At 41.7% G+C, this 23,024-nt stretch carries 21 protein-coding genes; 10 read left to right on the top strand and 11 right to left on the bottom strand.

The annotated features are described in order from the left end of the window. Positions 1-22 precede the first annotated feature (22 nt). Genes K7X70_RS23480 through K7X70_RS23490 form a run of 3 tightly spaced genes read right to left on the bottom strand, consistent with a single transcriptional unit; the run spans position 23 to position 2,870 of the window. A complete protein-coding gene (locus K7X70_RS23480) occupies positions 23-1,054 on the bottom strand; it encodes an ABC transporter permease (RefSeq protein ID WP_222539356.1) in 1,032 nt (343 codons plus the stop codon). 5 nt (positions 1,055-1,059) lie between these two features. Further along, the gene (locus K7X70_RS23485) at positions 1,060-2,007 is read right to left on the bottom strand and encodes an ABC transporter ATP-binding protein (RefSeq protein WP_222539357.1); all 948 of its coding nucleotides are present in this window, start codon (positions 2,005-2,007) and stop codon (positions 1,060-1,062) included. A 5-nt stretch (positions 2,008-2,012) separates the two neighbouring features. Next, on the bottom strand, positions 2,013-2,870 hold the full coding sequence (locus K7X70_RS23490; protein WP_222539358.1) for a COG1470 family protein: 858 nt from the start codon (positions 2,868-2,870) through the stop codon (positions 2,013-2,015). A gap of 362 nt (positions 2,871-3,232) precedes the next feature. Here K7X70_RS23490 and K7X70_RS23495 point away from each other — a divergent pair, with 362 nt between their 5' ends. Then, positions 3,233-3,400, top strand: a complete 168-nt coding sequence (locus K7X70_RS23495) for a PIG-L family deacetylase (protein WP_222539359.1) — start codon at positions 3,233-3,235, stop codon at positions 3,398-3,400. Positions 3,401-4,008: 608 nt separating this feature from the next. Here K7X70_RS23495 and K7X70_RS23505 read toward each other — a convergent pair. Continuing rightward, a complete protein-coding gene (locus K7X70_RS23505) occupies positions 4,009-4,845 on the bottom strand; it encodes a DUF6266 family protein (protein WP_222539360.1) in 837 nt (278 codons plus the stop codon). 311 nt (positions 4,846-5,156) lie between these two features. Between K7X70_RS23505 and K7X70_RS23510 the strand changes: the two genes are divergently transcribed. The 3 genes from K7X70_RS23510 (at position 5,157) to K7X70_RS23520 (ending at position 6,523) form a co-directional block, all read left to right on the top strand. Next, positions 5,157-5,828, top strand: coding sequence for a DUF6766 family protein (locus K7X70_RS23510; protein ID WP_222539361.1), 672 nt, complete (start codon positions 5,157-5,159; stop codon positions 5,826-5,828). Between the two features lie 177 nt (positions 5,829-6,005). Further along, on the top strand, positions 6,006-6,224 hold the full coding sequence (locus tag K7X70_RS23515) for a hypothetical protein (protein ID WP_222539362.1): 219 nt from the start codon (positions 6,006-6,008) through the stop codon (positions 6,222-6,224). Positions 6,225-6,268: 44 nt separating this feature from the next. After that, positions 6,269-6,523: a hypothetical protein gene (locus tag K7X70_RS23520; protein ID WP_222539363.1), complete on the top strand. Its 255-nt coding sequence runs from the start codon at positions 6,269-6,271 to the stop codon at positions 6,521-6,523. Positions 6,524-6,630: 107 nt separating this feature from the next. Here the strand turns inward: K7X70_RS23520 and K7X70_RS23525 are convergent, their stop codons facing one another. After that, positions 6,631-7,842, bottom strand: a complete 1,212-nt coding sequence (locus tag K7X70_RS23525) for an MFS transporter (protein ID WP_222539364.1) — start codon at positions 7,840-7,842, stop codon at positions 6,631-6,633. Between the two features lie 104 nt (positions 7,843-7,946). Here K7X70_RS23525 and K7X70_RS23530 point away from each other — a divergent pair, with 104 nt between their 5' ends. Continuing rightward, complete coding sequence (locus K7X70_RS23530; protein ID WP_222539365.1) at positions 7,947-8,306, top strand: winged helix-turn-helix transcriptional regulator; 360 nt, start codon at positions 7,947-7,949, stop codon at positions 8,304-8,306. A gap of 157 nt (positions 8,307-8,463) precedes the next feature. Here K7X70_RS23530 and K7X70_RS23535 read toward each other — a convergent pair whose 3' ends face one another. Beyond that, positions 8,464-9,501, bottom strand: coding sequence for an aldo/keto reductase (locus K7X70_RS23535; protein WP_222539366.1), 1,038 nt, complete (start codon positions 9,499-9,501; stop codon positions 8,464-8,466). 121 nt (positions 9,502-9,622) lie between these two features. Further along, on the bottom strand, positions 9,623-11,116 hold the full coding sequence (locus K7X70_RS23540; protein ID WP_222539367.1) for a pectate lyase: 1,494 nt from the start codon (positions 11,114-11,116) through the stop codon (positions 9,623-9,625). A gap of 265 nt (positions 11,117-11,381) precedes the next feature. On the opposite strand from K7X70_RS23540, the gene K7X70_RS23545 reads away from it, so the two are divergent. From K7X70_RS23545 to K7X70_RS23565, 5 genes are all read left to right on the top strand, one after another. Further along, complete coding sequence (locus tag K7X70_RS23545) at positions 11,382-12,722, top strand: histidine-type phosphatase (RefSeq protein ID WP_222539368.1); 1,341 nt, start codon at positions 11,382-11,384, stop codon at positions 12,720-12,722. A gap of 59 nt (positions 12,723-12,781) precedes the next feature. Further along, positions 12,782-13,522 carry a hypothetical protein gene (locus K7X70_RS23550; RefSeq protein WP_222539369.1) on the top strand — a complete coding sequence of 247 codons (741 nt, stop codon included), beginning with the start codon at positions 12,782-12,784 and terminating at the stop codon, positions 13,520-13,522. 176 nt (positions 13,523-13,698) lie between these two features. Then, positions 13,699-14,331 (top strand): SatD family protein, encoded by a 633-nt coding sequence (locus K7X70_RS23555; protein ID WP_222539370.1) that lies wholly within the window; start codon positions 13,699-13,701, stop codon positions 14,329-14,331. Between the two features lie 5 nt (positions 14,332-14,336). Continuing rightward, a complete protein-coding gene (locus K7X70_RS23560; protein ID WP_222539371.1) occupies positions 14,337-15,143 on the top strand; it encodes a DUF3307 domain-containing protein in 807 nt (268 codons plus the stop codon). A gap of 121 nt (positions 15,144-15,264) precedes the next feature. Continuing rightward, on the top strand, positions 15,265-16,395 hold the full coding sequence (locus K7X70_RS23565; RefSeq protein ID WP_222539372.1) for a DEAD/DEAH box helicase: 1,131 nt from the start codon (positions 15,265-15,267) through the stop codon (positions 16,393-16,395). Between the two features lie 65 nt (positions 16,396-16,460). On the opposite strand, the gene K7X70_RS23570 is transcribed toward K7X70_RS23565, so the two are convergent. The 4 genes from K7X70_RS23570 to K7X70_RS23585 all read right to left on the bottom strand — a co-directional run bounded on the left by K7X70_RS23570 (position 16,461) and on the right by K7X70_RS23585 (position 22,985). Beyond that, positions 16,461-17,408 carry a nitrilase family protein gene (locus K7X70_RS23570; RefSeq protein WP_222539373.1) on the bottom strand — a complete coding sequence of 316 codons (948 nt, stop codon included), beginning with the start codon at positions 17,406-17,408 and terminating at the stop codon, positions 16,461-16,463. Positions 17,409-17,490: 82 nt separating this feature from the next. Beyond that, on the bottom strand, positions 17,491-18,342 hold the full coding sequence (locus tag K7X70_RS23575) for an AraC family transcriptional regulator (RefSeq protein WP_222539374.1): 852 nt from the start codon (positions 18,340-18,342) through the stop codon (positions 17,491-17,493). Between the two features lie 49 nt (positions 18,343-18,391). Further along, positions 18,392-19,825 (bottom strand): TolC family protein, encoded by a 1,434-nt coding sequence (locus tag K7X70_RS23580; RefSeq protein WP_222539375.1) that lies wholly within the window; start codon positions 19,823-19,825, stop codon positions 18,392-18,394. Then, entirely contained in the window at positions 19,818-22,985 is a 3,168-nt protein-coding gene (locus K7X70_RS23585; RefSeq protein WP_222539376.1) for an efflux RND transporter permease subunit, read from the bottom strand. The genes K7X70_RS23580 and K7X70_RS23585 overlap by 8 nt, the downstream gene beginning before the upstream one ends. Positions 22,986-23,024: the final 39 nt, after the last annotated feature.

Here is a 23,024-nt window from a genome sequence, read left to right on the forward strand (position 1 = left end):
ACCAAAGCCTGCACAAATTTACCTATGTATTTCGGATCTCCTTACGCATAAATAGATAATAGGAAAGCGCGAAAAAAAGTGAAGTAGCTCCAATCAAGCCGCTTACCTGAGGCCATACGATCATCAAGCTCTCTTTGAAGGGCAAAGGAGCTGGTATTGCTCCGGCCATCTTTTCCATTGTCAACGGGCCAAGGCTCCGAACCGAAGGCATGAGCATTGTAGTACTTGCATCTGTATAAAGCTGATTGGGTGCGATACGTAACAGATCCAGGATGAATTCGTTATAGCGTTGGATTTGATCCTGACTCAGAAAACTTGGATCAGGTAATACGGACCGGATTACAAGGTTGAGAATAATCTGGTAAAATACGGTGAAAAATAGCCAGATGCCGATTGCGGTTAATGCTGAAGTAGCCGCTTGCCTGAATTTGATCGACAGTACAATAGACAAACTCAACCAGAAACCTACATAAATGATACTAATGAGAATGAAGCCCAGTATCCTCCACAGCTCCAATGGTTCCATCCTTACCCCTGTCAGCACCAACCCTCCTCCAATCATCAACAAAATTAGTGTGAGAAATAAGGTGCTTACCATGATCATGGCACTTAAAAACTTAGCCAGCAGCAGATTGTCCCTATAGATGGGTTGTGCCAGAACTCTTGTAAGCGTTCCATTGTTCTGCTCGGCATTGATGGCGTCAAATCCAAGACTAATGCCCAATAAAGGTCCAAGAAAGCTTAGAAAAACATGAAATGGAGGTATAGAATTATCCGTGGCAGTCAATAGTTTAAGGTATAGAAAATTATGATCAGGATCATTAGTGTTGCTGATCGTGGAGCGGATATTGCCCAAAGAAACATACATGGAGCCAATAAACGTTAGTGCGATCAAGACAATCAATACAATAAAGCGCCAGCTTCGGATATGATCCGCCATTTCCTTGTGAAGGACTATCCGAAAAGGATTGGATCCCCTGATTCTTTTCGAGACCTTACTTGTGTCTATTTTATTCTGAATAAAGTGGTTTAATGAAAGTGGTTGACTCTTCATGATGTTCAGTTAATGTCTTCAAAATATTTATGATAAATCTCATCCAGACCATAATCTTTTTGATGTACTCCCAGTATATCATGTCCTTTTTCTACGAGAAAACGAACCAGTGCCGGTGTGATGTTCTGCTTGCATTCAAAAACGATTGTTTTTTGATCTATTGTGATCTGCTTAAGGCTATCCCAATGCTCCAGTTCCTGTTGCAAGAGCCAGGGCTGAGGAATAACCGCTGTCAGTTCCATAGTAACAACATGCCCCATATTGCCAAACAAATTGGCAGATAAGGCTTCGATATTGCCCTGAGCTAACAATTTCCCCTTCACAAAGATTCCCACCCGATCGCATACTTGCTGAACGTGATGTAAATGATGTGAGGAAAGCAGTACAGTCAATCCCTGCTCTTTGCTTAAACGCTTTATTAACGTCAAAAATTCCTGAACACCACTTGGATCAATTCCCAGCGTTGGTTCATCAAGAATGATCAGGTCAGGCCGCTTAATTAATACTTCAGCCAAGCCAAGGCGTTGTTTCATGCCCCGGGAAAAAGTAGATGTTTTCTTGTTCATTGATGCGGAAATCCCAACAATCTCCATCAGCTCTGCTGTAAGTATCCTGATTTCATTCTCAGCAATCCCATTTAATCTGGCAATGTACATCAGGTTTTCCATTGCAGTCATCTGGTCATAAAAGCCTAAACTATCAGGCATATACCCTACTTTTCTCTTCACAGCAATGGGGTTATTTGTCGCGTTATGCCCGCAAACAAATGCAGTACCAGCTGTAGGCTCAGTAAGCCCCAGCATCATGAGTATAGTGGTCGTTTTACCTGCTCCATTTGGGCCCAGCAGTCCAAATATCTCCCCCTGATGAATATCAAGGTTTAGGTTATCTACGGCAGTTTGAAGGCCATAACATTTGGTCAGGCCCTGTAGTTGTATGATAGGATCCTTCATTTTTTCTATCTTCTACCATACTTACGAATAAGATAATATACCAGTGAAATGGCCAATAAGATGACCAGAATACCGATCCATCCAGAGAGCAATGAGGTGCCAACAACCATCCTGAATGTTGCAGGAGCATTGCCATTGCTATTTGTCGCAGTAAATGTAGCCGCGTAGTCCCCGGCGATGGTCTTATCCGGGACTTTAAGCTTTGCAGTTACAGTTGCGGTTTTTCCAGGTTCCAATTGTTTGATCCTGGCGGGTTCGAAAGTAGCTTCCCAATTAACAGGCAGTTGCGAGCTGAGTTCGATATCCTTCAACGGCAGCGAACCCGAGTTCTTTACTTCTAGTAAGATTTCCTTATGACTGCCAGAGGTAAGTTCTTCGCTCAGTTTCCCTGTTGGACTTGTTAAGATGATTCCATACGAGCCTCTTACCACTGCCTCCAGATTTAGGGAAAGCGTATCAGCGTTTGCTATTGCCTTTACAGGTATTTTGTACTTGCCAGGTTTAGTACTGGCTGTGGCATTGATCTCAATCGCGACCTCACGGGAGATTCCAGGATCAATATTTAAAGAAGCAACCTGATTACCCTCTACTTTGTAGCTGACCATCCAGCCTAAAGGCAGATCCGCTTTAAATTCGTACAGCGCTTGTTTAGCCGATCCATTATGGATGGTCGTATTATAACGAAATGCTTCGTTTGTTGCAGCCTCAATATTAATCAGTTTTGCTGTAAAGGCAGATGGGCCAGCACCAGCTGCAACCTGGCCCTGGGCAGACAATCCCAACTGTGATGCAACGAAAAGTAAGAAAAATAATGAAAATTTGGACCTTAGAGTAAGGTACTGGAGTGTAGGTTTTACTAACATGATCTAAACACTAAAATGTATAACAATAGCCTAAAAAAAATGCCGGTTTAATATTTATTTGTCCTAAGCACAAATCAAAAAAACAAAATAAAATTTTCAAACTGATTTAACATTTTTTAACAAAAAAAGATGAATTGTTCCGTTTCATTACAACTGGTAAACAGACTTTACGAACTGAGCATCAGCGCCAGAAGCGGCCAGCTTTGAGTTCCTGGCCAAAGTTTATTGATCGATCCAGTAAGCTACAACTCATTGTAAATCAAGACAATTGCAGTCACTCATTGACATGACAGCAGTCCCCTTCATTCTTGAAATTTCTAAGAACTTTACGAAGTATTTACCTAATTCAGAATCTGCAAAATATGGGACCAAAAAAAAATGCGGTAATTGTTGCTCATCCAGATGACGAAACACTTTGGGCAGTTGGAACATTGCTCGACCAGCCGGAATGGGAATTACTGATCTTATGTTTGTGTAGAAAATACGATCCTGACCGCGTAGCAGAATTTGTCCAAGATCACTCAAAATAATGATTGCCAACACCCCAATGTATAGTTGGTTGTGCTAATTTAGAGGTTGTAAATCATTGACAATTAGAGTTTAACTGCACTAAATAAATCATGAAAACTAAACTTAAAGAAAAAATGATGGATCAAAATTGCGCTATCTACGGATTAGCATTTATTGGAGCATTAGTGTATTATACTCAACAGGCCACTAGTTTTTGGATGGGTGTTCTTGGAGTCTTAAAGGCATTTGTATGGCCAGCACTATTAATCTATAAATTGTTCGAGTTTCTTAAAATCTAATTTCCATTTTTCTGTTCTATTATCTATTTATCGGCATTATGACCTGGGAAATGACCTCTTCGAAGCCATGCTGGGTAAACGAATGATCTACTCCTTTGCCTGCCTGACATCCGAAATAAATAATACTGACAATCAGTAAGCTCCACTATAGCTAACTAGGCTATGCGACTATCAATAAGCCCATTAAATGAGTTAAGAAGAATATAATCCTTAAAATCGAAAACAAGATCGATAAAACAAAATCCCTATAATAGTCCAAAAAATTTAGTCATAAAAATCCCATTAGCTTTAAATAAAACTAGTTTTTAAACCCAGACTCCGTCCGGAACTCAGGAAGATTTTTGCCGCAAGTGTGCCATTTTATTGATTAGTGCGAAGTACTCTGTCTCCAAATGCCTGAAAGCTTTACTCTCGGGGACACCCTCAGGAAAATCCAGTCTTTTTTTATGATAATCTATAGAAACCTGATCAAAACGAACTTTTGTCGTATGGTACAGCGTTTCTTTTGTTTTTTCTTCTTTAGATGCTGGAACACCATTCAAGTTGCCTACATAAGCACTATCGGAAATCAATTGGCCATTGGCCGATTTAAAACACACATAAATTTCCATCTGCTCCTCCAACATCCAATTCTTGGAAAGTGGCAGAAAACAGCCCCCTTCTCCCCTTCTGGCCGCATTCAAATAACCGCTCGCCCGTTTTCTACCCGGATGACTGACCATCACCATCAGTTGGTCATCAGCAGCCCCGTTTTCATTAATGCCAGAATTCCAGCTCAAATGAAGGCCATTTTCTCCTTTACTGATTTTTAATTCATTTGCCGATTCCAGCTGCCCCTTACTGAGGATCACTTTGGTATAATCAACGCAAATATTAGGATATTCACCCGTTAAAGCGTGTTTCTTATTATAGGAGGTGGCTAGGTTATGCGGGTTTTTCAAGCTGCCTTCGGCCTCCGATTTAAAACTGACATTGATAAAATCAGTCATCGGTTTCAAAAAATCCATCGTCGCTGACATGGCCTGACGATTGGCCAGTTGTTTTAAGCTCGGTTTCCCTGGCTTTCCAATCCCGCGCCCCACTAATTGTCCGTTTAATATATAAAAGACTACGTTTCCTATTTTCCCGGAAGGTCGCCCAAAAGGGCCTACTGTAAATATTGCCATGATACAAGGGTTTATTGGTTAGAATTATAAAACGCCAATATACTAATAAAAATAGAACAAATAAGATGCTATTGTATTTAAAGCTAAGTATATTAGTATTCAAAAGAAGTTTTAAATAGGCTCTTTAACACCGTTGGAAGGCGATTTTGACTGACGGGGCCCTACCAAGCCCCTGCTATGGTTTTGTGAGAAATTAAAAAACAGAAATGACTATCACTACACAGCCTAAAAAAAACAAAATTACTGCTGATGGGTTATAGGCAATAATTAATTAGGATGGTACCGCTGTTTAATATTTCAAAGTATTTTATATGAACCGAACCTCTAAAAAACACAGTTATTTTCACAGGAATGGCCTCAGCATTGTTTTCTTAAGCTTATTTATCGTTACCCTTGCTGCACAAGCCCTCACTGGCTGGAAACAGCATAACCAGGAACTTCAGGAAGACCAGCTTTCCCAAATCAGCCTCAGCACTTACCTGCGCAGCGGACACTTTATTTCGGCAACCTTCGAAAATTTCGAAAGCGAGTTTCTGCAAATGGCTTTATACGTGATGCTCACTATTTCCTTACGTCAGGTGGGCTCAGCGGAATCAAAAAAACTAGAAGGTCCTGAAGAAGTAGATCGGGAACCTCGTCCTGCTAAGGATGCACCCTGGGCGGTCCGGAAAGGCGGATGGATTTTGAAATTATACAGCAACTCCCTCTCCATTTGTTTCGCTCTCCTCTTCTTTTTTAGCTGGGCGATGCACCTCTATGGCAGCTGGCAAAACTTTAATGTCTCAAAAGCAGGAAAATATTTGAGTAAAATTTCGGTCATGACCTATCTTGAGCAGCCAGAATTCTGGTTTGAAACCTTTCAAAACTGGCAGAGCGAATTTCTTTCTGTTGCATCTATTGTGGTTTTAACAATATACCTGCGGCAAAAAGGATCTCCTGAATCCAAACCTGTTGATGCTGCACATTGGGAAACGGGAAAATAATCTATTCCTGCTGCTGCAATGGTATCACCGGATAATTCTGCCCGTTTGACCGTAAAAAATCATGAAAAAATGGTTCTTAAGAAAAGGCAATAGGAAGACTAATATGGCTTGATGAAACATAAAAGCGGTTCAGCTTGTTTTTTAAGTAATCTCTAATTCTCATTAAACCCTCAAATTATGGCAAAGCAAGAAAACATCGAAAGAAAAGATAACGCGCCTAAAAAAACTGTTTACAAAGAAACAGAAGAACGTATCAATGAAAATAAACCCGATAATGGAGAGACCTCTTCCGTAGCGGATTTGGGAAGAACAGACTTGATTTCCAGACCGGAACGCAAACATAAACCACTGGGGTCGAGTCATGAGCCCGGGACAGTACCAGGCAGCGACATCTAAGTCGGCAGCAGAGAGAAAGTGTAAATCATTAAAATAATAGACAGATGAAAAACAATAAAACATCAACACCTGGTTCCGCTGCATACAATGTCGAAAAAACCGAAGACTTAACCAGTCCTAAATACCATAGCAGTACCGATCGTAGAAATAGCGAAGAGTTACCGGCGACAGAAAATCTAAATGACCAGCCTCAAAACAATGCTGAAGAGAAAACAGAAGACAAAGATCTTCCAAAAACTAATCTAGGCAACAAAGAGAAAGGGAATGAAAAGCAACGCGAAAAAATCATTACACCCTGATAAAAGGCTTTTTATCTTTCCTAATCAATCTTTTGAGAAACCTTCAAAAGCGCCAAAAATATTACGTTGACGCTTTTGAAGGTTAAAGAAATTACTGGTTAAAGGATTTATTTAAGGACACATGCCGGATTAGGACTTTCTGATTCAAAAACCAGCCCTGTATCTGCGGTTTTATCTCTCCTTTCTAAATAACTCCGCCAGCCAATCATAAGAAAAGCAATAAGCCCAAATACCACAGTTGACCATGGGGTATCACTGACTCCGCTTGTGGCAATGATCCAGCCGCCAACGGTGGTTCCTAAGGTCACTCCCAAATTACCAAATGAGGTAGCCAGGCTATTGGCAAATTCCAAAGATTTTGGTGCGGAAGAAATCATATAGGTCGACGCATTCAGGAAACTTGGCGCATATAAAAATCCCCAGAGCAGGATCACTATAATGGTTGCAATCGTATTTCCTCCTGAAAAATGGAGCAGCACAGGAATGATAATAGTTCCAGAAAGGAAAAATGCCGTCGTTTTTGTGACGTTCTTATTGAGCATTTTTCCTGCTATCCAATTGGCAAAAACACCGATAAGGCCAAATAAAAATAACATATAGCTCACCATTACATTGTCCATATCTTTCGCTTTATTTAGATAATCTGCGAAATAACTATAGGTGGAAAACCAGGCAGAAATCATAAAGAAATTCATTGCCGTACTGATTAAAAATATAGGCTGCTTTAAGATTTTCAGCTGACTGCCATAAGTTTTTTTCTCCCTGACCGGCATAGAGGGCAACAAGAAATAGATTCCGGCCATCGCTATTGCACTCACCAGCGCCTGCACCATAAACGAGTATTCCCAGGAAAACTGACTGGCTAAATAAGTAGCAAACGGAACTGTGGTGACCATCGCAATCGCTACACCACTGAAAACAATACTCATCAGTTCATTTTTGTTCTTTTGATCGCCCTGTGCAACGGCAACAGATAAAGCCGTGGCAATATAAACAGGCTGTAGAAAAGCAGGCAACACCCGAACTAACATGAGCAGCCAAAAAGGCGGCGAAAATGAAGAGACAATTCCAGTAATTAGAAAAATTGAAATGGCGGCAAGCATGACTTTCTTACGGTCAAATCCTGAGGTAAGTAAGGTCATGAAAGGACCTGTTAAAGCAATAATTAGGGCGAAAGCACTCAATAAAACCCCGGCTCTATCAATGGTAATTTCATAATGTGAAGCGATCTGAGGCAGAATTCCGATGACGCCAAATTCTGTGGTAATCACCCCCACAAAACCAAGGCAACCGATGTAGGCAAACTTTTTAGTATTCATTATTTATTGAAATTTTGAGTTAATATTATGCCGCAAAGTTATTTTCTAGCTTTACTTTTGCACTGCATACAACGATTTGTATGGTACTAACAATTTTGTAAGTAATGGCCACAAGAAAAGAAGGTTCAACCAATATGTTGAACGAAAAATGTATCACAGAAGGCTGTGATTTAACTTATGCGGTGTGTAAAGTTGGCGGACGCTGGAAGTTGTTAATCTTATGCAAGCTGGAAGAAGGAAAGTTAAGGTTTGGGGAAATAAGAAAACTGATTCCAAGTGTGACGGAGCGTATGCTGACCCTGCAGCTGCGGGAATTGGAAAAGGATGGGTTGGTCAAGCGTACGGTTTATGCGGAGGTTCCGCCAAGGGTAGATTATGAACTGACTATTGTAGCACAGGAACTCATCCCAATTTGGTCGCAATTGAGCAAATGGGGCACAAAACATAGAGAAATGATGAAATAATAGCGGAAATAAACAATAGAAAAAGCCCCGGATGCGCTTATTTTTACAGCACATCCGGGGCTTTACATTTGATGATTATTGATCAATGCTGGCATTCCTTAAATAACTCCAGTATTCCTCAATAAAACCCTGGATATATTAATATAATCCCGATATCTTAATAAAATTTTGGTATTGGATTTAGGCTTAAATTCTGACGCTGGTGCCAGTAAGGATAAATGGTAGGTAATTCACTTGCCTGATCTAATTTTTTAATTTGTTCAGTGGTTAAATTCCAGCCTACAGCATCCAGATTCTGGATCAGCTGTGCTTCATTTCTTGCGCCTACAATGATGCTAGACACTGTTGGACGCTGTAAGAGCCAGTTTAAAGAAACCTGCGCAACAGATTTACCGGTTTCTTCTGCTACTTCATCCAACGCATCTAATGTGTTATAAAACACTTCCTCATTGACTACCGCTTCTGGTACCGGACTACCTCCTTCTGCGATGCGCCCGGTTTTAGGCAAGGGCTTATTTCTGCCATACTTACCCCCTAATCGGCCTGCAGCCAGTGGCGACCAGACCATTGCACCAACATTCTGATCCAACCCTAAAGGCATCAGCTCCCATTCGTACTCCCTATTGGCCAGCGAATAATAAACCTGATGTGCGATATAACGATTCCAGTGTGCCCTATCGGAAATTCCAAGGGATTTCATCAGGTGCCATCCAGAGAAATTAGAAGCAGCAATATAACGGATCTTACCACTCTGAATCAGGTCGTCCAGCGTACGTAAAGTTTCTTCTACCGGCGTATTCCCGTCAAAACCGTGCATGTGGTAAATATCGATATAGTCAGTTTTTAATCTTTTCAAACTTCCTTCAACTTGTTTCAACAAATGAAAACGAGAAGAACCCTGGTTATTGGGCGCTTCACCGAAAGGGAATGTCGCTTTAGTAGAGATCATCAACCGATCTCTTTTCCCCGCAATTGCCTCACCTAATACTTCTTCCGAAAGTCCATCAGAATAAATGTCCGCGGTATCAAATAAATTGACCCCTGCATCCAGACAAATGTCTACCAATCTGCTCGCTTCTGCACCTTGAGTACTGCCCCAGGCTTTAAAAAATTCACCACTCCCGCCAAAAGTGGCAGTACCAAAACTGAGCACAGGAACTTGTAATCCTGATGCGCCTAATTTTCTATATTCCATTTCTTTTCTGCTTAATATGATTAATGTGTATTGCACCTGCCAAAGGAAAACACTGTTTTCAGAATTTTGTTCATAAATTGGAATAAACGACATAAAATACTGTTCCGGCGATATAACAGTGTCATGGTTTTACTTGATTGATGGTGATGGTATTTACAAGACTGTTCAGGTATACTTCAATGTTATCATAGCCAGTGCTCAGATTTCTTCCGCTGGCATTTGCTACGAGCGGATCCAGGCCCTGAGCAATTTCCCAGCTATCGGGCATTCCATCGCCATCTGTATCCAGCAAAGGACTCAACGTCATTAAAGTTGGCCATCCACCTACATCATTGGCATTGTCAATGATCCCATTTTTACTTTGAGCGGCGCCGCTGGAGCCATTTGCAGTAAAGGTTCCATTTTTTACATTGTCTAAAACCCGCAGGTCTACCGCATCTCTTTTTAAAGAAGCCCCGCCATAATCCAATACTTTCAGATAAGCAGCTTCTGCGGTATGAGTGGTCACATTCTGAGCAATTGGCAAGGCTGCAGAAAGTTTCATTGCTGCTTTATCTGCTGCGGATACTGTGCCATAACCACTGCTGTACTGATTGTAGACTCCATAAGTCCAGTTGTCATTGGTTGGATTGCTGCGGCCAAAAACATAATTGCCTTCAATAAAAAATTTACCCCAGATGTCATATACCTCGGTCCCGGCAATCTTATTCTTATCAATTGAAAATATGCGGTCGCTGTTTTTTGTAGCTGGTCCGGGTTTGTAATAATTGTTGATGAGGTTGATGTTCATTGCTTCGCCACCATAAGCACTGTTGCTGCCCCAATTGTAGATCACATTATTTCTAAAATCTACGAGGTCTGTCAGCGCATAAGCACTCCCTGCACGTTCTCCAAATCTGGGATTTCTACTGTCATGATGCGCAAGTAAATTATGGTGGAAAGACGCATTTTTACCGCCCCATACTCCTCCATAGCCATGCGGACCTTTATCATGCGCAGATTCCCGCAGACTTTCAGAAATGATAGACCATTGTAAAGTTAAATTGTCATTGTTATAAAAGGAAACACATTCATCCGTAGACCAGCTCATCGAACAATGGTCTACAATGATATTCTTCCATTCGTAACCACCAATCGCATCCGCCTCCATTTTCGCCTCATCACCCATTCTAAAACGCATATAGCGGATAATGACATTGTTACTTTTTACATTTAAAGGGTATTTCCTAATGGTGATGCCATCGCCCGGTGCAGTCTGACCAGCGATGTACACATCGCCATTACTTAGGTTTAATGCCGAGTTCAAAGTAATTGTACCGGAAATTTCAAACACAATAATCCGGGCACCTTTAGTGTCTATCGCAGCTCGTAAACTACCCGCACCTGCATCGTTCAGATTGGTCACTTTAATGACCTTCCCGCCTCTGCCACCTGTAGTAATTTTTCCGAAACCTTCTGCCCCGGGAAAGGCAATTGCAATTTCTTCTTTCGGAAGGTTTAAGATCGGAATTGGAGCCGTTTCAATTGGCTGACCAGGAAGCTGCGACTTTTTACAGGCCGTCATGCCCATAAAAATGCTGGTCGCTGCTAATGTAGCATAGAGCGTCATTTTCATCGTGAATAGGTTTAGTTCATGCCAGGTTTTGTTTGCTTCAAGCGAAGCAATCGATTGCCTAATTAGGCTGTAAAAACTCCAGCGTTATACATTTGGTTAAAACAATGGTACATAGTTTTTTAACTAAAAAAAAGATGGTCTGCATAAAAAACTATGCAATCGTTGCCGGTCTCATTTCTTCTAGCACATTCAGGAATATGGGCTAAATTATTCGTTATCGATCCCAGAAATCCGCTACATTTATTTAATCTTTTAAATCAACAAGATGAAACACCTACTTTCCTTTATCCTGGTTGCAGCTCAGCTGATGAGCTATACCCCTGCGCAATCACAGCAATACCTGGGTTCAAAAACGCTTTACAAGCCGCTTCAGGAGAAATACACCAAGGTGCCGGTGGATTATCAACCTGTATTTTTGAATTATCTTGGCCGCCATGGCGCAAGGAATCTCACTAAGGATGTGGCAAAATCAACCGCCTGGATGATAATATTTAAAGCGGATAGTGCTAAAGCTTTAAATCAACGCGGACAGCAGTTAAAAGCTGCATTAGTGCATCTGCAGAAAGTAGAGCTCAAAAATCTGGAGTCTATTTCCGAAATCGGAAAGCAGGAACTCAGGGGGATTGCAGCCCGTGCCTATCGTATAGAGCCCGGTTTTTTTGCACCAAACCAGCACTTATTAGTCAATACCACAAGCAAAGAGCGCACAAAACAAAGTGCTATGGCCTTTTTAGAAGGAGCCTCAGCTGCGGCAAAAGGGAAAATAGCCAGCATCAAATGGAATGAACATGATGATGTGAACCTGAGGTTTTTTGATTTATCCAAGCCCTATTTATCCTTTAAAGCTTCAGGGCCATGGCATTCCAGTTATGATCAACTCGCAAAATTGCTGAAACAGGAAGCCTTATCTGCGCGGATTTTCAACACTTTCTTCCAGGCAGACTATGCAAAACGCATCAGTACAAAGGAAAAAATCCGTTTTGCAGATGACCTGTATGGTTTTTACAGCATCTTACCGGCCATCCATCAGGAGATCATCAAAGACGGCCTCAGCGCCAAAGACCTCAGTTTAAGCCAGTTTTTTACAGCAGCAGAACTCGCCGTTTTGTGTCAGCTGAATGATGCAGATAACTTTTTGAAAAAAGGTCCTGGTACTGATAATAACGGAATTCAGGTGCGCATTGCAGCCCCTTTACTGGCCGATTTTATCCGTACTACAGATGCTTTCATCCAATCAAAACCGCACAGTGCAGTGCTTCGTTTTGCCCATGCAGAAACCATTGCTCCTTTTGCAGCCATTCTGAATTTAGAGGGTGCTTCCACTGCCACAAAAAACATCCAGACTTTTGACCAGCTCTGGAAAGCAAAAAATATCATTCCTTTTAGTGCAAACATCCAAATGCTCCTCTACAAAAATCCCTGGAACAACAGCTACCTGGTCAAATTTTTACTCAATGAAAAGGAAACAAAGATTAAAGGCCTGGGTACAAAGATCGCTCCCTATTATCTCTACAAAGACGTTCGTGCATTTTATTTAAAAAAACTAAAGGATCTTGGCCTGGGCTTAAATAGCAATATGGAAGAATACCTCAACAATGCTAAATAAAACACAAACAGATTTCTATATTTGATTCCATATAACTAACAGTTTTAACAAAAAACATTATGAAAAGATACTTTTTTATACTCTTTTTATTTTTCTCCTTTTCAGGATATGCGCAGCAAAGCCTGAACAATTACAAATATGTAGTGGTTCCAGAAAAATTCAGCTTCTTAAAAACCAATAATCTTTATGGCTTAAATGACCTGGCTAAATTCCTTGTCGAGCAAAAGGGCTTTACGGCTTATCTGGATAATTCAGAGCTACCTTCAGAGATTGCAAACAACAAATGTACTGCACTAAACCTAGACATAATAGAGCGTAAAACGATGTTCACCACTAACTTAACCATCGTATTGAAAGATTGCCAGGGCAATATCCTCTTTAAAAGTAAGGAAGGAAAAAGCAGGGAGAAAGAATATAAAACCTCTTATAATTTTGCGCTTAGAGATGCTTTTAACTCCATGGACAGCTTAAACTATGTGGCTTCAGCTACGCCGATGACACCAATGCCAGTGGCAGCAGTTCCTCAGCAAAGCACTGTAGTCACCTATGCTCCAGCTACGGCCTCCGAAGTTGTTCCTGCTGCCGGTACTTTATACGCACAGCCAATTGCGAACGGTTTTCAACTGATCAACACTGCTCCAAAAGTGGTACTGACACTACTTATCACTACTGTACCTGATTACTTTATCGCTAATAATGCGAGTGCTCAAGGCATCGCCTTCAAAAGAAATGGCGAATGGTTCTTTGAATATTATCAGAACAATAAACTGGTAACTGAAAAATTATTGATCAAGTTTTAAAACATTCACACACCTGGATCCTTCCCGGGAATTCACCAGGTGTGCTGCTATTCCACTCCATTTAGCTGCAAATTATAGAATAAATACGCTATAATGACCCAATATAGAACGTTTACTCTATAATTTGCTTTTATAGAATAAACGCTCTATATTTATAGGTATTTTAAGCCTAAATCATGAAAAGTCAAGCGGTCATCACAGGAGACATCATCAATTTCACCAAGCTGTCTGCAGCAAACAGAAAGAAACTTATTGAGGATACAGGAAAACTTTTGAAAACCTGGATTCAAGCCAAAGAAAACGCAGAGATATTCAGAGGGGATAGTTATCAGGTCTTATTCGAAGATATTCAGGAGGCAATTACCAGAAGTATCCAGCTGATCTGCTGGTTCAAGAAACATTCTGATGAAGCCGCTAAAATCTTTTTGAGCACGCGCATTTCCATAGGGATCGGTAAAGTGGCCTATCTGGGTAAAAATGTGCTCAATTCCGACGGAGAAGCATTTCATCTTTCCGGCAGAAATTTTGACACCATGAAACCGGAAGAATACCTAAGCATTCATACCAACAATGAATTTAAGAACGATGGGATTAAAATTATACTTAACTTCATTAATAAATATATAGAAAAATGGACAAAGGGACAGTCTGAGGTAATATTTTTGCTTCTGGAAGGAAAAACCCAGCAAGAGATTGCGGTGCTCCTCTCCTTGTCTCAACCTTCAGTTAACAGCAGGTTAAAATCTGCAGGCTGGAAAGAATTTGAACCCAGCATCAAATATATTGCAGACTTAGTACAACAGGAATAATGGAGATGAATTTACTACTCAGATTGATTATCGCACATTTACTAACCGATTTTGTGTTTCAGCCTAAAAGCTGGGTAACCGATCGGGAGCAGAAACAGGGAAAGTCCACAAAACTCTACCTCCATGTACTGGTCACTACAATAGTAGCCTACCTGCTCTCTGGATTGTATACCAATTGGATCATTCCAGTAGTCATTTTTTCCTCACATCTGCTCATTGATTACTTTAAATCAAAGGTTGATAAAGATAGATTCCGTTATTTTATCATAGACCAGCTGGCGCACCTCCTGGTTATTGTCCTGCTGAGTTTATCTATTGAACACAAATGGGCCAGCAGTATCACCACTTTTGAACTGCTCACAGGGAGTTCAAAATTCTGGATCATTGCCGCAGGATACCTGTTTGTAACCTTCCCATTGGGCATTATCATCGGAAAAGCCACTCAGAAATGGAGAGATCAGATCAACCTGGAAAAAGAAAGGTCTTTAGCCGCAGAGGAAGCGGAAAACCTCGCCAATGAGGCAAAAATCATTGTAGTCAGCCAACCGATTCGCAGCAATGAAGAACAGGAATTAGGACTGGCAAGTGCAGGTAAATGGATCGGAATCTGTGAAAGGTTATTGATCCTTACTTTTGTGATCATGGGGCAATACACAGCCATTGGGTTCCTGATCACTGCAAAATCCATTTTAAGGTTCAGTGAAAAAGAAAACAATACGCAGCTGAAAACAGAATATGTACTGGTAGGAACACTGGTTAGTTTCGCTGCTTCCGTCATCATTGGCTTACTGATTCATTTTGCGATCAGCTAGGTTTTTCATGATTTCCTTTAGTCATCATTTCCTTTCAATTTTCGCTGCTTGTCGATTGAGGGAATTTAAACCATAGCGAACAGCGATTTTTGCTTACTTTTACACAAAAAATTGAGTAATTATGCCTTTTACAGCCTTAGGTTTGTCACCTGCTTTATTGAAAGCACTGGCAGACCAGAATTTCACAGTGCCCACTCCCATTCAACAAACCGCTATCCCAGCTATATTAAATAAAAAAGACGTTTTAGGTATTGCCAAAACCGGTTCCGGAAAAACAGCCAGTTACGTTTTACCCCTTTTAATGAATTTGCAGCAGACCATTGGTGTAAAAAATCGCCATGCAAATGTATTGGTGCTAGTGCCTACACGTGAATTGGCAGAACAAGTAAAAGAAGTATTCAAGACCTTTAGTCCGGCACTGGCTAAGCCCCTGAAAACATTAGCCGTATATGGCGGTGTTTCTATTAACCCACAAATGATGGGTATGCAAGGAGTAAATGTGTTGGTGGCTACACCCGGCAGGTTATTAGAATTGGTAGACAATAATGCGGTACACTTATCTGATATTGAAACTCTGGTATTGGATGAAGCTGATAAAATGCTCAACTTAGGTTTTAAAGAAGAACTGAACAAAATCCTTGCTTTATTACCTAAGAAGCGTCAGAATTTATTGTTTTCTGCTACGCTGAGTCCTGATATTGAAAACATCAACCAAATTGTGCTGCAGGATGCAGTGGTCATTAAACTGGAAGCAGAAGAAGATACACTGGACACGATCAATCAGCTGGCTTATATTGTTTCAGAAGAAAAGAAAGGACCGTTTTTACGCTACCTGATCCAGCACCACGACATGCAACAGGTATTGGTATTTACTTCCTCCACGCACCAGGCAGATGCTGTGGTCAACAAGCTTAAAAAGAATAATATTGATGCCAGAGCCATCCATAGCAAGAAAAGTCAGGGCTCCAGAACGGAATCTTTACTGCTCTTTAAATCCGGTAAGCTCAGGGTGTTAGTGGCCACAGATTTAATGGCCAGAGGGATTGATATTAACTTTCTTCCTTATGTGATCAATTATGAATTGCCAAGATCACCTAAAGATTATGTACACCGGATCGGTAGAACCGGCCGTGCAGCAGCTGCAGGAGATGCCATTTCCTTAGTCAGCAAGAATGATTTACATCATTTTGAAGTGATTCAGAAAAAGATGGGTAAGAAAGTAAACCTAATTGATGGCGAAAACATCATCTAGTTAAAAGCGAGAAAGCGCTGCCCTAAAAAATCAGACATAATTTTGGGCAGCGCTTTCTCGTTACCTTATTTTTTTAGCCAGGAAACCTGCTGCTTGCTCTCATGATCCGCACCGATAATATTTTTATAAAGCTCCGGTCTTCTGGCTTCCAGATAACGAAATCCTCCGGCCAGATGTAGGGGCTCAGGGCTCAGCTCCGCTACCACAAATTCATTATCCAATGACCTGCATTCGGTCATGACTTCTCCAAAAGGATCAATAATCATGGAACATCCATTTTTAAGCTGATCGTCATCCATACCAATTGGATTAGCAAACACCAGGTATATCGCATTGTCGTAAGCACGCGCAGGCAGCCATTTCATCAGCCATTGACGCCCTTTTAAACCGTCAAATTCTGCACGTAATATTTCCTGATTGGCAGTCTTGTCTGTCCAGAGTGCAGCATCCACAAACCCTGCACCGGGCCTGGTAGATGGGGTACACATGGTCACATGAGGCATAAATATGACCTGAGCACCTAATAAGGTGGTGGCCCTCACATTTTCAATGATGTTATTATCGTAACAAATCAGGATGCCACATTTCCAGCCATAAAGGTCAAAAACAGTATATTCATTTCCTGGCGTCAGATGAGGGTTGATAAATGGGTGCAATTTACGGTGCTTAGCCACCAGACCGTTTTGATCTACACAAACATAAGCCTTGAATAGGTTGTTCTCTTTGTCCTTTTCAAAAAGGCCTGCCAGGATTGCAATTTTATACTTTTTAGCCAGTTCTGTTAACTTAAGGATACTGGGCCCATCTGGGATGAACTCCGCGAGGTCCAGCATTTCTGCCTTAGAAAGCGGCCTCGCGAAGGTATAACCAGTGATGGAGCATTCATGGAAGGCAATTGCATCTGCACCTTCTGCTGCAGCATTTTTGGCCATTTCCGCGATCACAGCGAGGTTATAATCTTTATCACCACTTCTGTTTTCAAATTGTGCGGAAGCTATTTTAATGTTTTTCATATCTCAGTATTTAATTAAGGAAGAAGCCCAAAACTAAGTACACTTGCGGATGAAAATTTGTATAAAACCGACAAATTAGTATTTATACCGCCATGAGGTTGATGGCCAGGAGCTGCTGGCTATGCTTATACTGTATGGGGCTGAGGCCGGTCATTCTTTTGAAATTATGATTCAGGTGCGCCTGATCGTAATATCCGGAGGCATATATCAGTTCTGCAATTTTGCCTTTGTCGGGTTGCTTTTGCAGAAGTTTCAGGAAATGCTGAAACTTAATCGTATCTGCAAATCTTTTAGGGCTGATCCCAATATGCTCCCTGAATTTACGCTCCAATTGCTTTTCCGTTATTGGCAGGTTTTGCAAAAGCTGCGCAATGCTGATGATGCCCTGTTGCTGAGAAATGAGATTCATTGCTATTGCGATCTCTTTGCTTAATGCGCTGGACTCTATCGTTTTTTTCGATAAAAACTTTTCAATGCAATCAATCGCCCTGTGTACTGAAACAGCAGAAATGACCTGATCTTCCAGATCCCGTGCCTCGGAACCAAATAAATCTACCAGCGGTACCGTATAGTCTTTTAGCTCATCAGCCGGAATATGAAAATGCGTAAACAAAGCATGGGGCTGTAAAACCACGACAATCATACTCAGATCTCCCTTGGAAGCCATGGTGCTGTATTGACTGAGCTGCCCATAAACAAAGCTCCGGGGCTGTAATTGAGGGATCAGATTGCCTTCCTCCCATTGCAGCAGCTGATCTTTCAAATGAAAAACAATGCCAGGATTCCCGTCAGAAAACATCCGGTATAACTGCTGCGTAGAAGTCTGCCGACTTAATACCAGGTAGTGTTTTACCAAACCCTGAACAGAAATATGAGGAGGCAATTGCATATCGGGTGTAAAGATAAATAAAAACGGCCCGGAATGAATAAGCATTCCGGACCGTTCTTTTTAGGGGGTCAATTGCGATGACATTAATTCATCACTATTTCCAGCCTCCGCCTAAATCCCTGTAAAAGTGGACTACTGCATTCAGTTGTTCCTTTTTAGTTTCTATCAGTTCTAATTTAGATTCCAGGGCATCTCTTTGTGTCATTAAGACTTCAAAGTAGTTCACTCTGGCCGACTTAAACAGGTCATTTGAAACCAGGATCGACTTGTTCAAAGCACCTACCTGCTGTGATTTCAGCTCATAGCTTTTTTCCAGGTTGCCGATCTTGGAAAGCTGGTTAGAAACCTCCAGATAGGCATTTAAAATACTGCGTTCATAGTTATACATCGCCTGAAGCTGGCGCGCATTAGCCGTGTTGAACTCCGCTTTGATCGCATTTCTATTGATCAGCGGGCCAGCAACATCACCAGCAAGTGAATACAAAACCGACTCCGGGAATTTCAAGAAATAACTCGGCTTAAAGGCCTGTAATCCTACCGCTGCGGAAATGTCCAGGGAAGGATAAAATGCAGCCCTTGCTACTTTAACATCTAGTTTTGCAGCCGCAAGTTCCAGCTCTGCCTGCTTAATATCCGGGCGATTGGCCAGTAATTGCGAAGGCACACCAGCCTGAACAGCTGCAGGAAGTAAACCTAAAAAGTTACCGCGTTCTCTTTTGATCTCCTGAGGATATTGACCCAGCAGAAAATTAATCCTGTTCTCCGTTTCTTTAGTCCTTTGCAAGAGGTCAAATTCTAAATTTCTGGAAGCCAGTACTTCCGCCTCAAATTTTTGAACGCCCAATTCTGTGGCTCTCGCTGCTTCTTTCTGAACTTTTACAATCGATAATGCATTCTTTTGCAATTCGATGTTTTGTTTTACAATTTCCAGCTGACTGTCTAAGGCCAGCAACTCATAATAAGCGTCGGCTACTTCGGCAATCAGATTGGTTAAGGCAAAATTCTTACCTTCTACAGAAGACAAATACCTGCTCACAGCGGCTTTCTTAGCGCTTCTTAATTTCTTCCAGATGTCTACTTCCCAATGCGCATAAGCGGATAAATTGTAATCCATCAAAGCATCTGGAACGGCTTTACCCGGAGTGATTTCCGTGCCGGCATCACCTGCCCCCTGACTGGTATAACGGCCTACTTTTTCTACGCCAATGCCTCCTCCTAAACCCACTGTTGGCAGCAGCTCTCCTTTTTTGATCTTGATTTCGTTTCTGGCGATTTCAATTTCCTGCATGGTGATTTTCAGCTCCTGGTTGTTCTTCAAGGCCGTATCAATCAAATTGATCAGGTTTTGATCCTTAAAAAAACTACGCCATGGCATCGCTGCGATATTGGTGCTGTCCTTACTGGTACTGTATATTTCAGGAACAGCAGTATTTGGAGTTTGTACAGCAACCGAAGGCACTTTACATCCTGCTACTGCTATGGCAGCGCTCAGTGCCAGCATGGAGCCTTGTAACTTAAATTTATACATTGTGATCGATTTCTTCGGTTAATGGATTTTCTTCTTCGTTTTTAACTAGTTTATGTTTTTCAGCAATTCTGCCGAATACATAATACAAACCTGGGATAATCAATACCCCGCAAATGGTACCTACAAGCATCCCGCCAGCGGCTGCAGAACCAATCGTCCGGTTTCCGATTTTACCTGGCCCATTCGCCAATACCAATGGAATCAAACCTGCAATGAAGGCGAATGAAGTCATTAAGATCGGACGGAAACGGACTGCTGCCCCTTCCATTGCTGCCTGTAATACGGTGGCTCCTGCCCTGTGCTTCTGCACGGCAAACTCCACAATAAGTACCGCATTCTTACCCAGTAATCCAATTAGCATCACAAAGGCCACCTGTGCATAAATATTATTTTCTAATCCACAGATTTTCAATAGCAGGAATGCCCCGAAAATCCCGCATGGTAGAGAAAGAATCACCGTTAATGGCAAAATGAAACTTTCATATTGTGCGGCAAGAATCAGGTATACAAAGCCTAAACAGATCAGGAAAATGTAAATCGCCTCGTTTCCACGAGATACCTCATCTTTGGAAATACCCGCCCAATCAATGCTAAAACCTCTCGGTAAGGTCTTTTCAGCCACTTCATTGATGGCATTAATCGCCGCACCGCTACTGTAACCCGGTGCAGAAGCACCGCTGATCTCAGCAGCATTGTACATATTGTGTCGGGTAATTTCAGACAGACCATATACCTTTTCCATTCTCATAAAGGCCGAAAACGGCACCATTTCATCCCGGCTATTTTTAACGTATAACTTAAGGATATCCTCTGGCAATGCCCTATACTGTGGTAAAGCCTGCACCATCACCTTATACTGACGGTCGTATTTGATGAAATTGGTTTCATAATTACTACCCACCAAGGTGGAAAGTGTGTTCATGGCATTTTCAATCGTTACGCCTTTCTGCTGCGCAATGTCGTTGTCCACACGCAGCATATATTGAGGGAATGCCGCACTGTAAAAGGTAAATACCGACGATAATTCCGGACGTTTACTCAATTCCTTCACAAAATCCTTACTCACAGTTTCCATCTTTTTAAAGTCGCCAGACCCCGCCTTGTCTAATAAACGCAGTTCGAAACCACCAGCAGCACCATATCCTGGCACGGCAGGCGGTTGAAAGAATTCGATAGTAGCCCCGGAAATCCCTTTGGATTTTTCTTCCAGTTCCTTCATAATCTCTTCCACGCCGTTTTTCCGATCTTCCCAGCTTTTCAAATTCACCAAACAGGTACCTGAGTTGGCACTCGTTCCTTCTGTCAGGATTTCATAACCGGCCAAGGCAGAAACAGATTGAACTCCCTCTACACCTTCCGCGATTTTCTGCAGTCTTTCCGCAATTTCATTGGTTCTTTCTAAAGAAGAGCCCGGAGGAGTTTGAATAATCGCATAAAACATCCCCTGATCCTCATTCGGAATAAAACCTGAAGGCAGACTGTTGTTCAGGAAGAATGTTCCGGCACAAAATGCCAGCAGCAGGCCAAAAGTGATCACCTTACGGTTTACAATCAGCCCAAGCAACTTTTGATATTTACCGGAAAGTTTATCAAAACCTGTGTTAAAACCATCTAAAAACTTATCTAAAGCATTCTTTTTCTTTACTTTACCATGGTGATTTTTTAGTAAAATAGCACAAAGTGCCGGGGTTAGTGTAAGGGCAACGATACCAGAAAGGATAATCGCTGTAGCCATCGTAATAGAGAATTGCCTGTAGAAAATCCCCACTGGGCCAGACATAAAAGCAACCGGGATAAATACAGCGGCCATCAAAAAGGTAATCGCGATAATGGCTCCACTGATCTCATGCATCACTTTTTTTGTCGCTTTTCTTGCAGAGATATGGTGTTCCTGCATCTTGGCATGGACCGCTTCAATGACCACAATGGCATCATCCACGACGACCCCAATCGCCAGTACCAGGGCAAATAAGGTCACGAGGTTGATCGTAATCCCGAAAAACTGCATGAACATAAACGTTCCAATCAGCGATACAGGAACGGCAATTGCCGGAATCAAAGTAGAACGCCAGTCGCCCAGAAATAGGAATACCACCAATCCAACCAGGATAAATGCTTCTACGAGTGTGTGGATCACTTTTTCAATCGAAGCATCCAGGAATTTTGAAACGTCGTAACTGATCTCATAATCCACACCCTTAGGGAATGAAGATTTCTTGATCTCCTCCATTTTAGCCTTGATGTCTTTAATGACCTGACTCGCATTACTGCCATAAGATTGTTTCACCGTGATTGCTGCTGAAGGCCTTCCGTTCAGGTTCGAATAAATGTCATACATCGAACTTCCAAACTCAATATTGGCCACATCTTTCAATCTCAGAATCTCGCCTTGCGGTGTAGACCTTAAAATGATATCTCCGTAAGCTTCCTGAGTAGTGAAACGCCCTGGATATTTTAACACATATTCAAAGGATTGAGATCTTTTTCCTGAACTTTCACCAGTTTTTCCTGGCGATGCTTCTAAACTCTGCTGGTTCAACGCTTCCAAAACCTCGTCTGCAGAGATTTTATAGGCCAGCATACGGTCTGGTTTCAGCCAGATGCGCATCGCATATTCCCGGTTACCCAGGATATCTGCCACACCAACACCGTCTACCCGTTTCAGTTCTGAGAGCACGTTAATGTCCGCAAAGTTGAACAGGAACTTCTGATCCATCTTTGGATCCTTGCTGTACAAGTTGATGTACATCAGCATATTTGATTCTTCACGAGTGATCTTTACCCCTTCACGCACCACTAATGGCGGTAATTTGTTGATCACGGAAGCAACACGGTTTTGAATGTTAACGGAAGCCTGATTGGGATCCGTTCCCAGGTTAAACACCACCTGAATGGATGCTTCACCATCATTACCAGCATCAGAAGCCATATATTTCATTCCTGGAACACCATTAATGGCTCTTTCTAAAGGAATGATAACCGATTTAATCATCAGCTCGCCGTTAGCTCCAGGGTATTCGGCGGTGATATTCACCTTTGGCGGTGAGATTGAAGGGAATTGCGTAACCGGTAAGTGGCTCAATGCCAAAGCACCCAGAAACACAATAATGAGGGATATTACTATAGAAAGGACTGGCCTTTGTATAAACTTATTAAACATTTACTTAGTTTTAAATGATAGGATCAAACTGAAAAGACT

The sequence above is a fragment of the Pedobacter polysacchareus genome (assembly GCF_019802255.1).
Classification (GTDB): Bacteria; Bacteroidota; Bacteroidia; order Sphingobacteriales; family Sphingobacteriaceae; genus Pedobacter; species Pedobacter polysacchareus.

Excerpts from the sequence above, each read along its gene's own strand:
- K7X70_RS23560 (WP_222539371.1), top strand. The coding sequence starts at position 14,337 with ATGAATTTACTACTCAGATTGATTATCGCACATTTACTAACCGATTTT.
- K7X70_RS23530 (WP_222539365.1), top strand. The coding sequence starts at position 7,947 with ATGGCCACAAGAAAAGAAGGTTCAACCAATATGTTGAACGAAAAATGT.
- K7X70_RS23485 (WP_222539357.1), bottom strand. The coding sequence starts at position 2,007 with ATGAAGGATCCTATCATACAACTACAGGGCCTGACCAAATGTTATGGC.
- K7X70_RS23510 (WP_222539361.1), top strand. The coding sequence starts at position 5,157 with ATGAACCGAACCTCTAAAAAACACAGTTATTTTCACAGGAATGGCCTC.
- K7X70_RS23555 (WP_222539370.1), top strand. The coding sequence starts at position 13,699 with ATGAAAAGTCAAGCGGTCATCACAGGAGACATCATCAATTTCACCAAG.
- K7X70_RS23515 (WP_222539362.1), top strand. The coding sequence starts at position 6,006 with ATGGCAAAGCAAGAAAACATCGAAAGAAAAGATAACGCGCCTAAAAAA.
- K7X70_RS23540 (WP_222539367.1), bottom strand. The coding sequence starts at position 11,116 with ATGAAAATGACGCTCTATGCTACATTAGCAGCGACCAGCATTTTTATG.
- K7X70_RS23580 (WP_222539375.1), bottom strand. The coding sequence starts at position 19,825 with ATGTATAAATTTAAGTTACAAGGCTCCATGCTGGCACTGAGCGCTGCC.
- K7X70_RS23490 (WP_222539358.1), bottom strand. The coding sequence starts at position 2,870 with ATGTTAGTAAAACCTACACTCCAGTACCTTACTCTAAGGTCCAAATTT.
- K7X70_RS23535 (WP_222539366.1), bottom strand. The coding sequence starts at position 9,501 with ATGGAATATAGAAAATTAGGCGCATCAGGATTACAAGTTCCTGTGCTC.
- K7X70_RS23505 (WP_222539360.1), bottom strand. The coding sequence starts at position 4,845 with ATGGCAATATTTACAGTAGGCCCTTTTGGGCGACCTTCCGGGAAAATA.
- K7X70_RS23480 (WP_222539356.1), bottom strand. The coding sequence starts at position 1,054 with ATGAAGAGTCAACCACTTTCATTAAACCACTTTATTCAGAATAAAATA.
- K7X70_RS23570 (WP_222539373.1), bottom strand. The coding sequence starts at position 17,408 with ATGAAAAACATTAAAATAGCTTCCGCACAATTTGAAAACAGAAGTGGT.
- K7X70_RS23520 (WP_222539363.1), top strand. The coding sequence starts at position 6,269 with ATGAAAAACAATAAAACATCAACACCTGGTTCCGCTGCATACAATGTC.
- K7X70_RS23545 (WP_222539368.1), top strand. The coding sequence starts at position 11,382 with ATGAAACACCTACTTTCCTTTATCCTGGTTGCAGCTCAGCTGATGAGC.
- K7X70_RS23575 (WP_222539374.1), bottom strand. The coding sequence starts at position 18,342 with ATGCTTATTCATTCCGGGCCGTTTTTATTTATCTTTACACCCGATATG.
- K7X70_RS23565 (WP_222539372.1), top strand. The coding sequence starts at position 15,265 with ATGCCTTTTACAGCCTTAGGTTTGTCACCTGCTTTATTGAAAGCACTG.
- K7X70_RS23585 (WP_222539376.1), bottom strand. The coding sequence starts at position 22,985 with ATGTTTAATAAGTTTATACAAAGGCCAGTCCTTTCTATAGTAATATCC.
- K7X70_RS23525 (WP_222539364.1), bottom strand. The coding sequence starts at position 7,842 with ATGAATACTAAAAAGTTTGCCTACATCGGTTGCCTTGGTTTTGTGGGG.
- K7X70_RS23495 (WP_222539359.1), top strand. The coding sequence starts at position 3,233 with ATGGGACCAAAAAAAAATGCGGTAATTGTTGCTCATCCAGATGACGAA.
- K7X70_RS23550 (WP_222539369.1), top strand. The coding sequence starts at position 12,782 with ATGAAAAGATACTTTTTTATACTCTTTTTATTTTTCTCCTTTTCAGGA.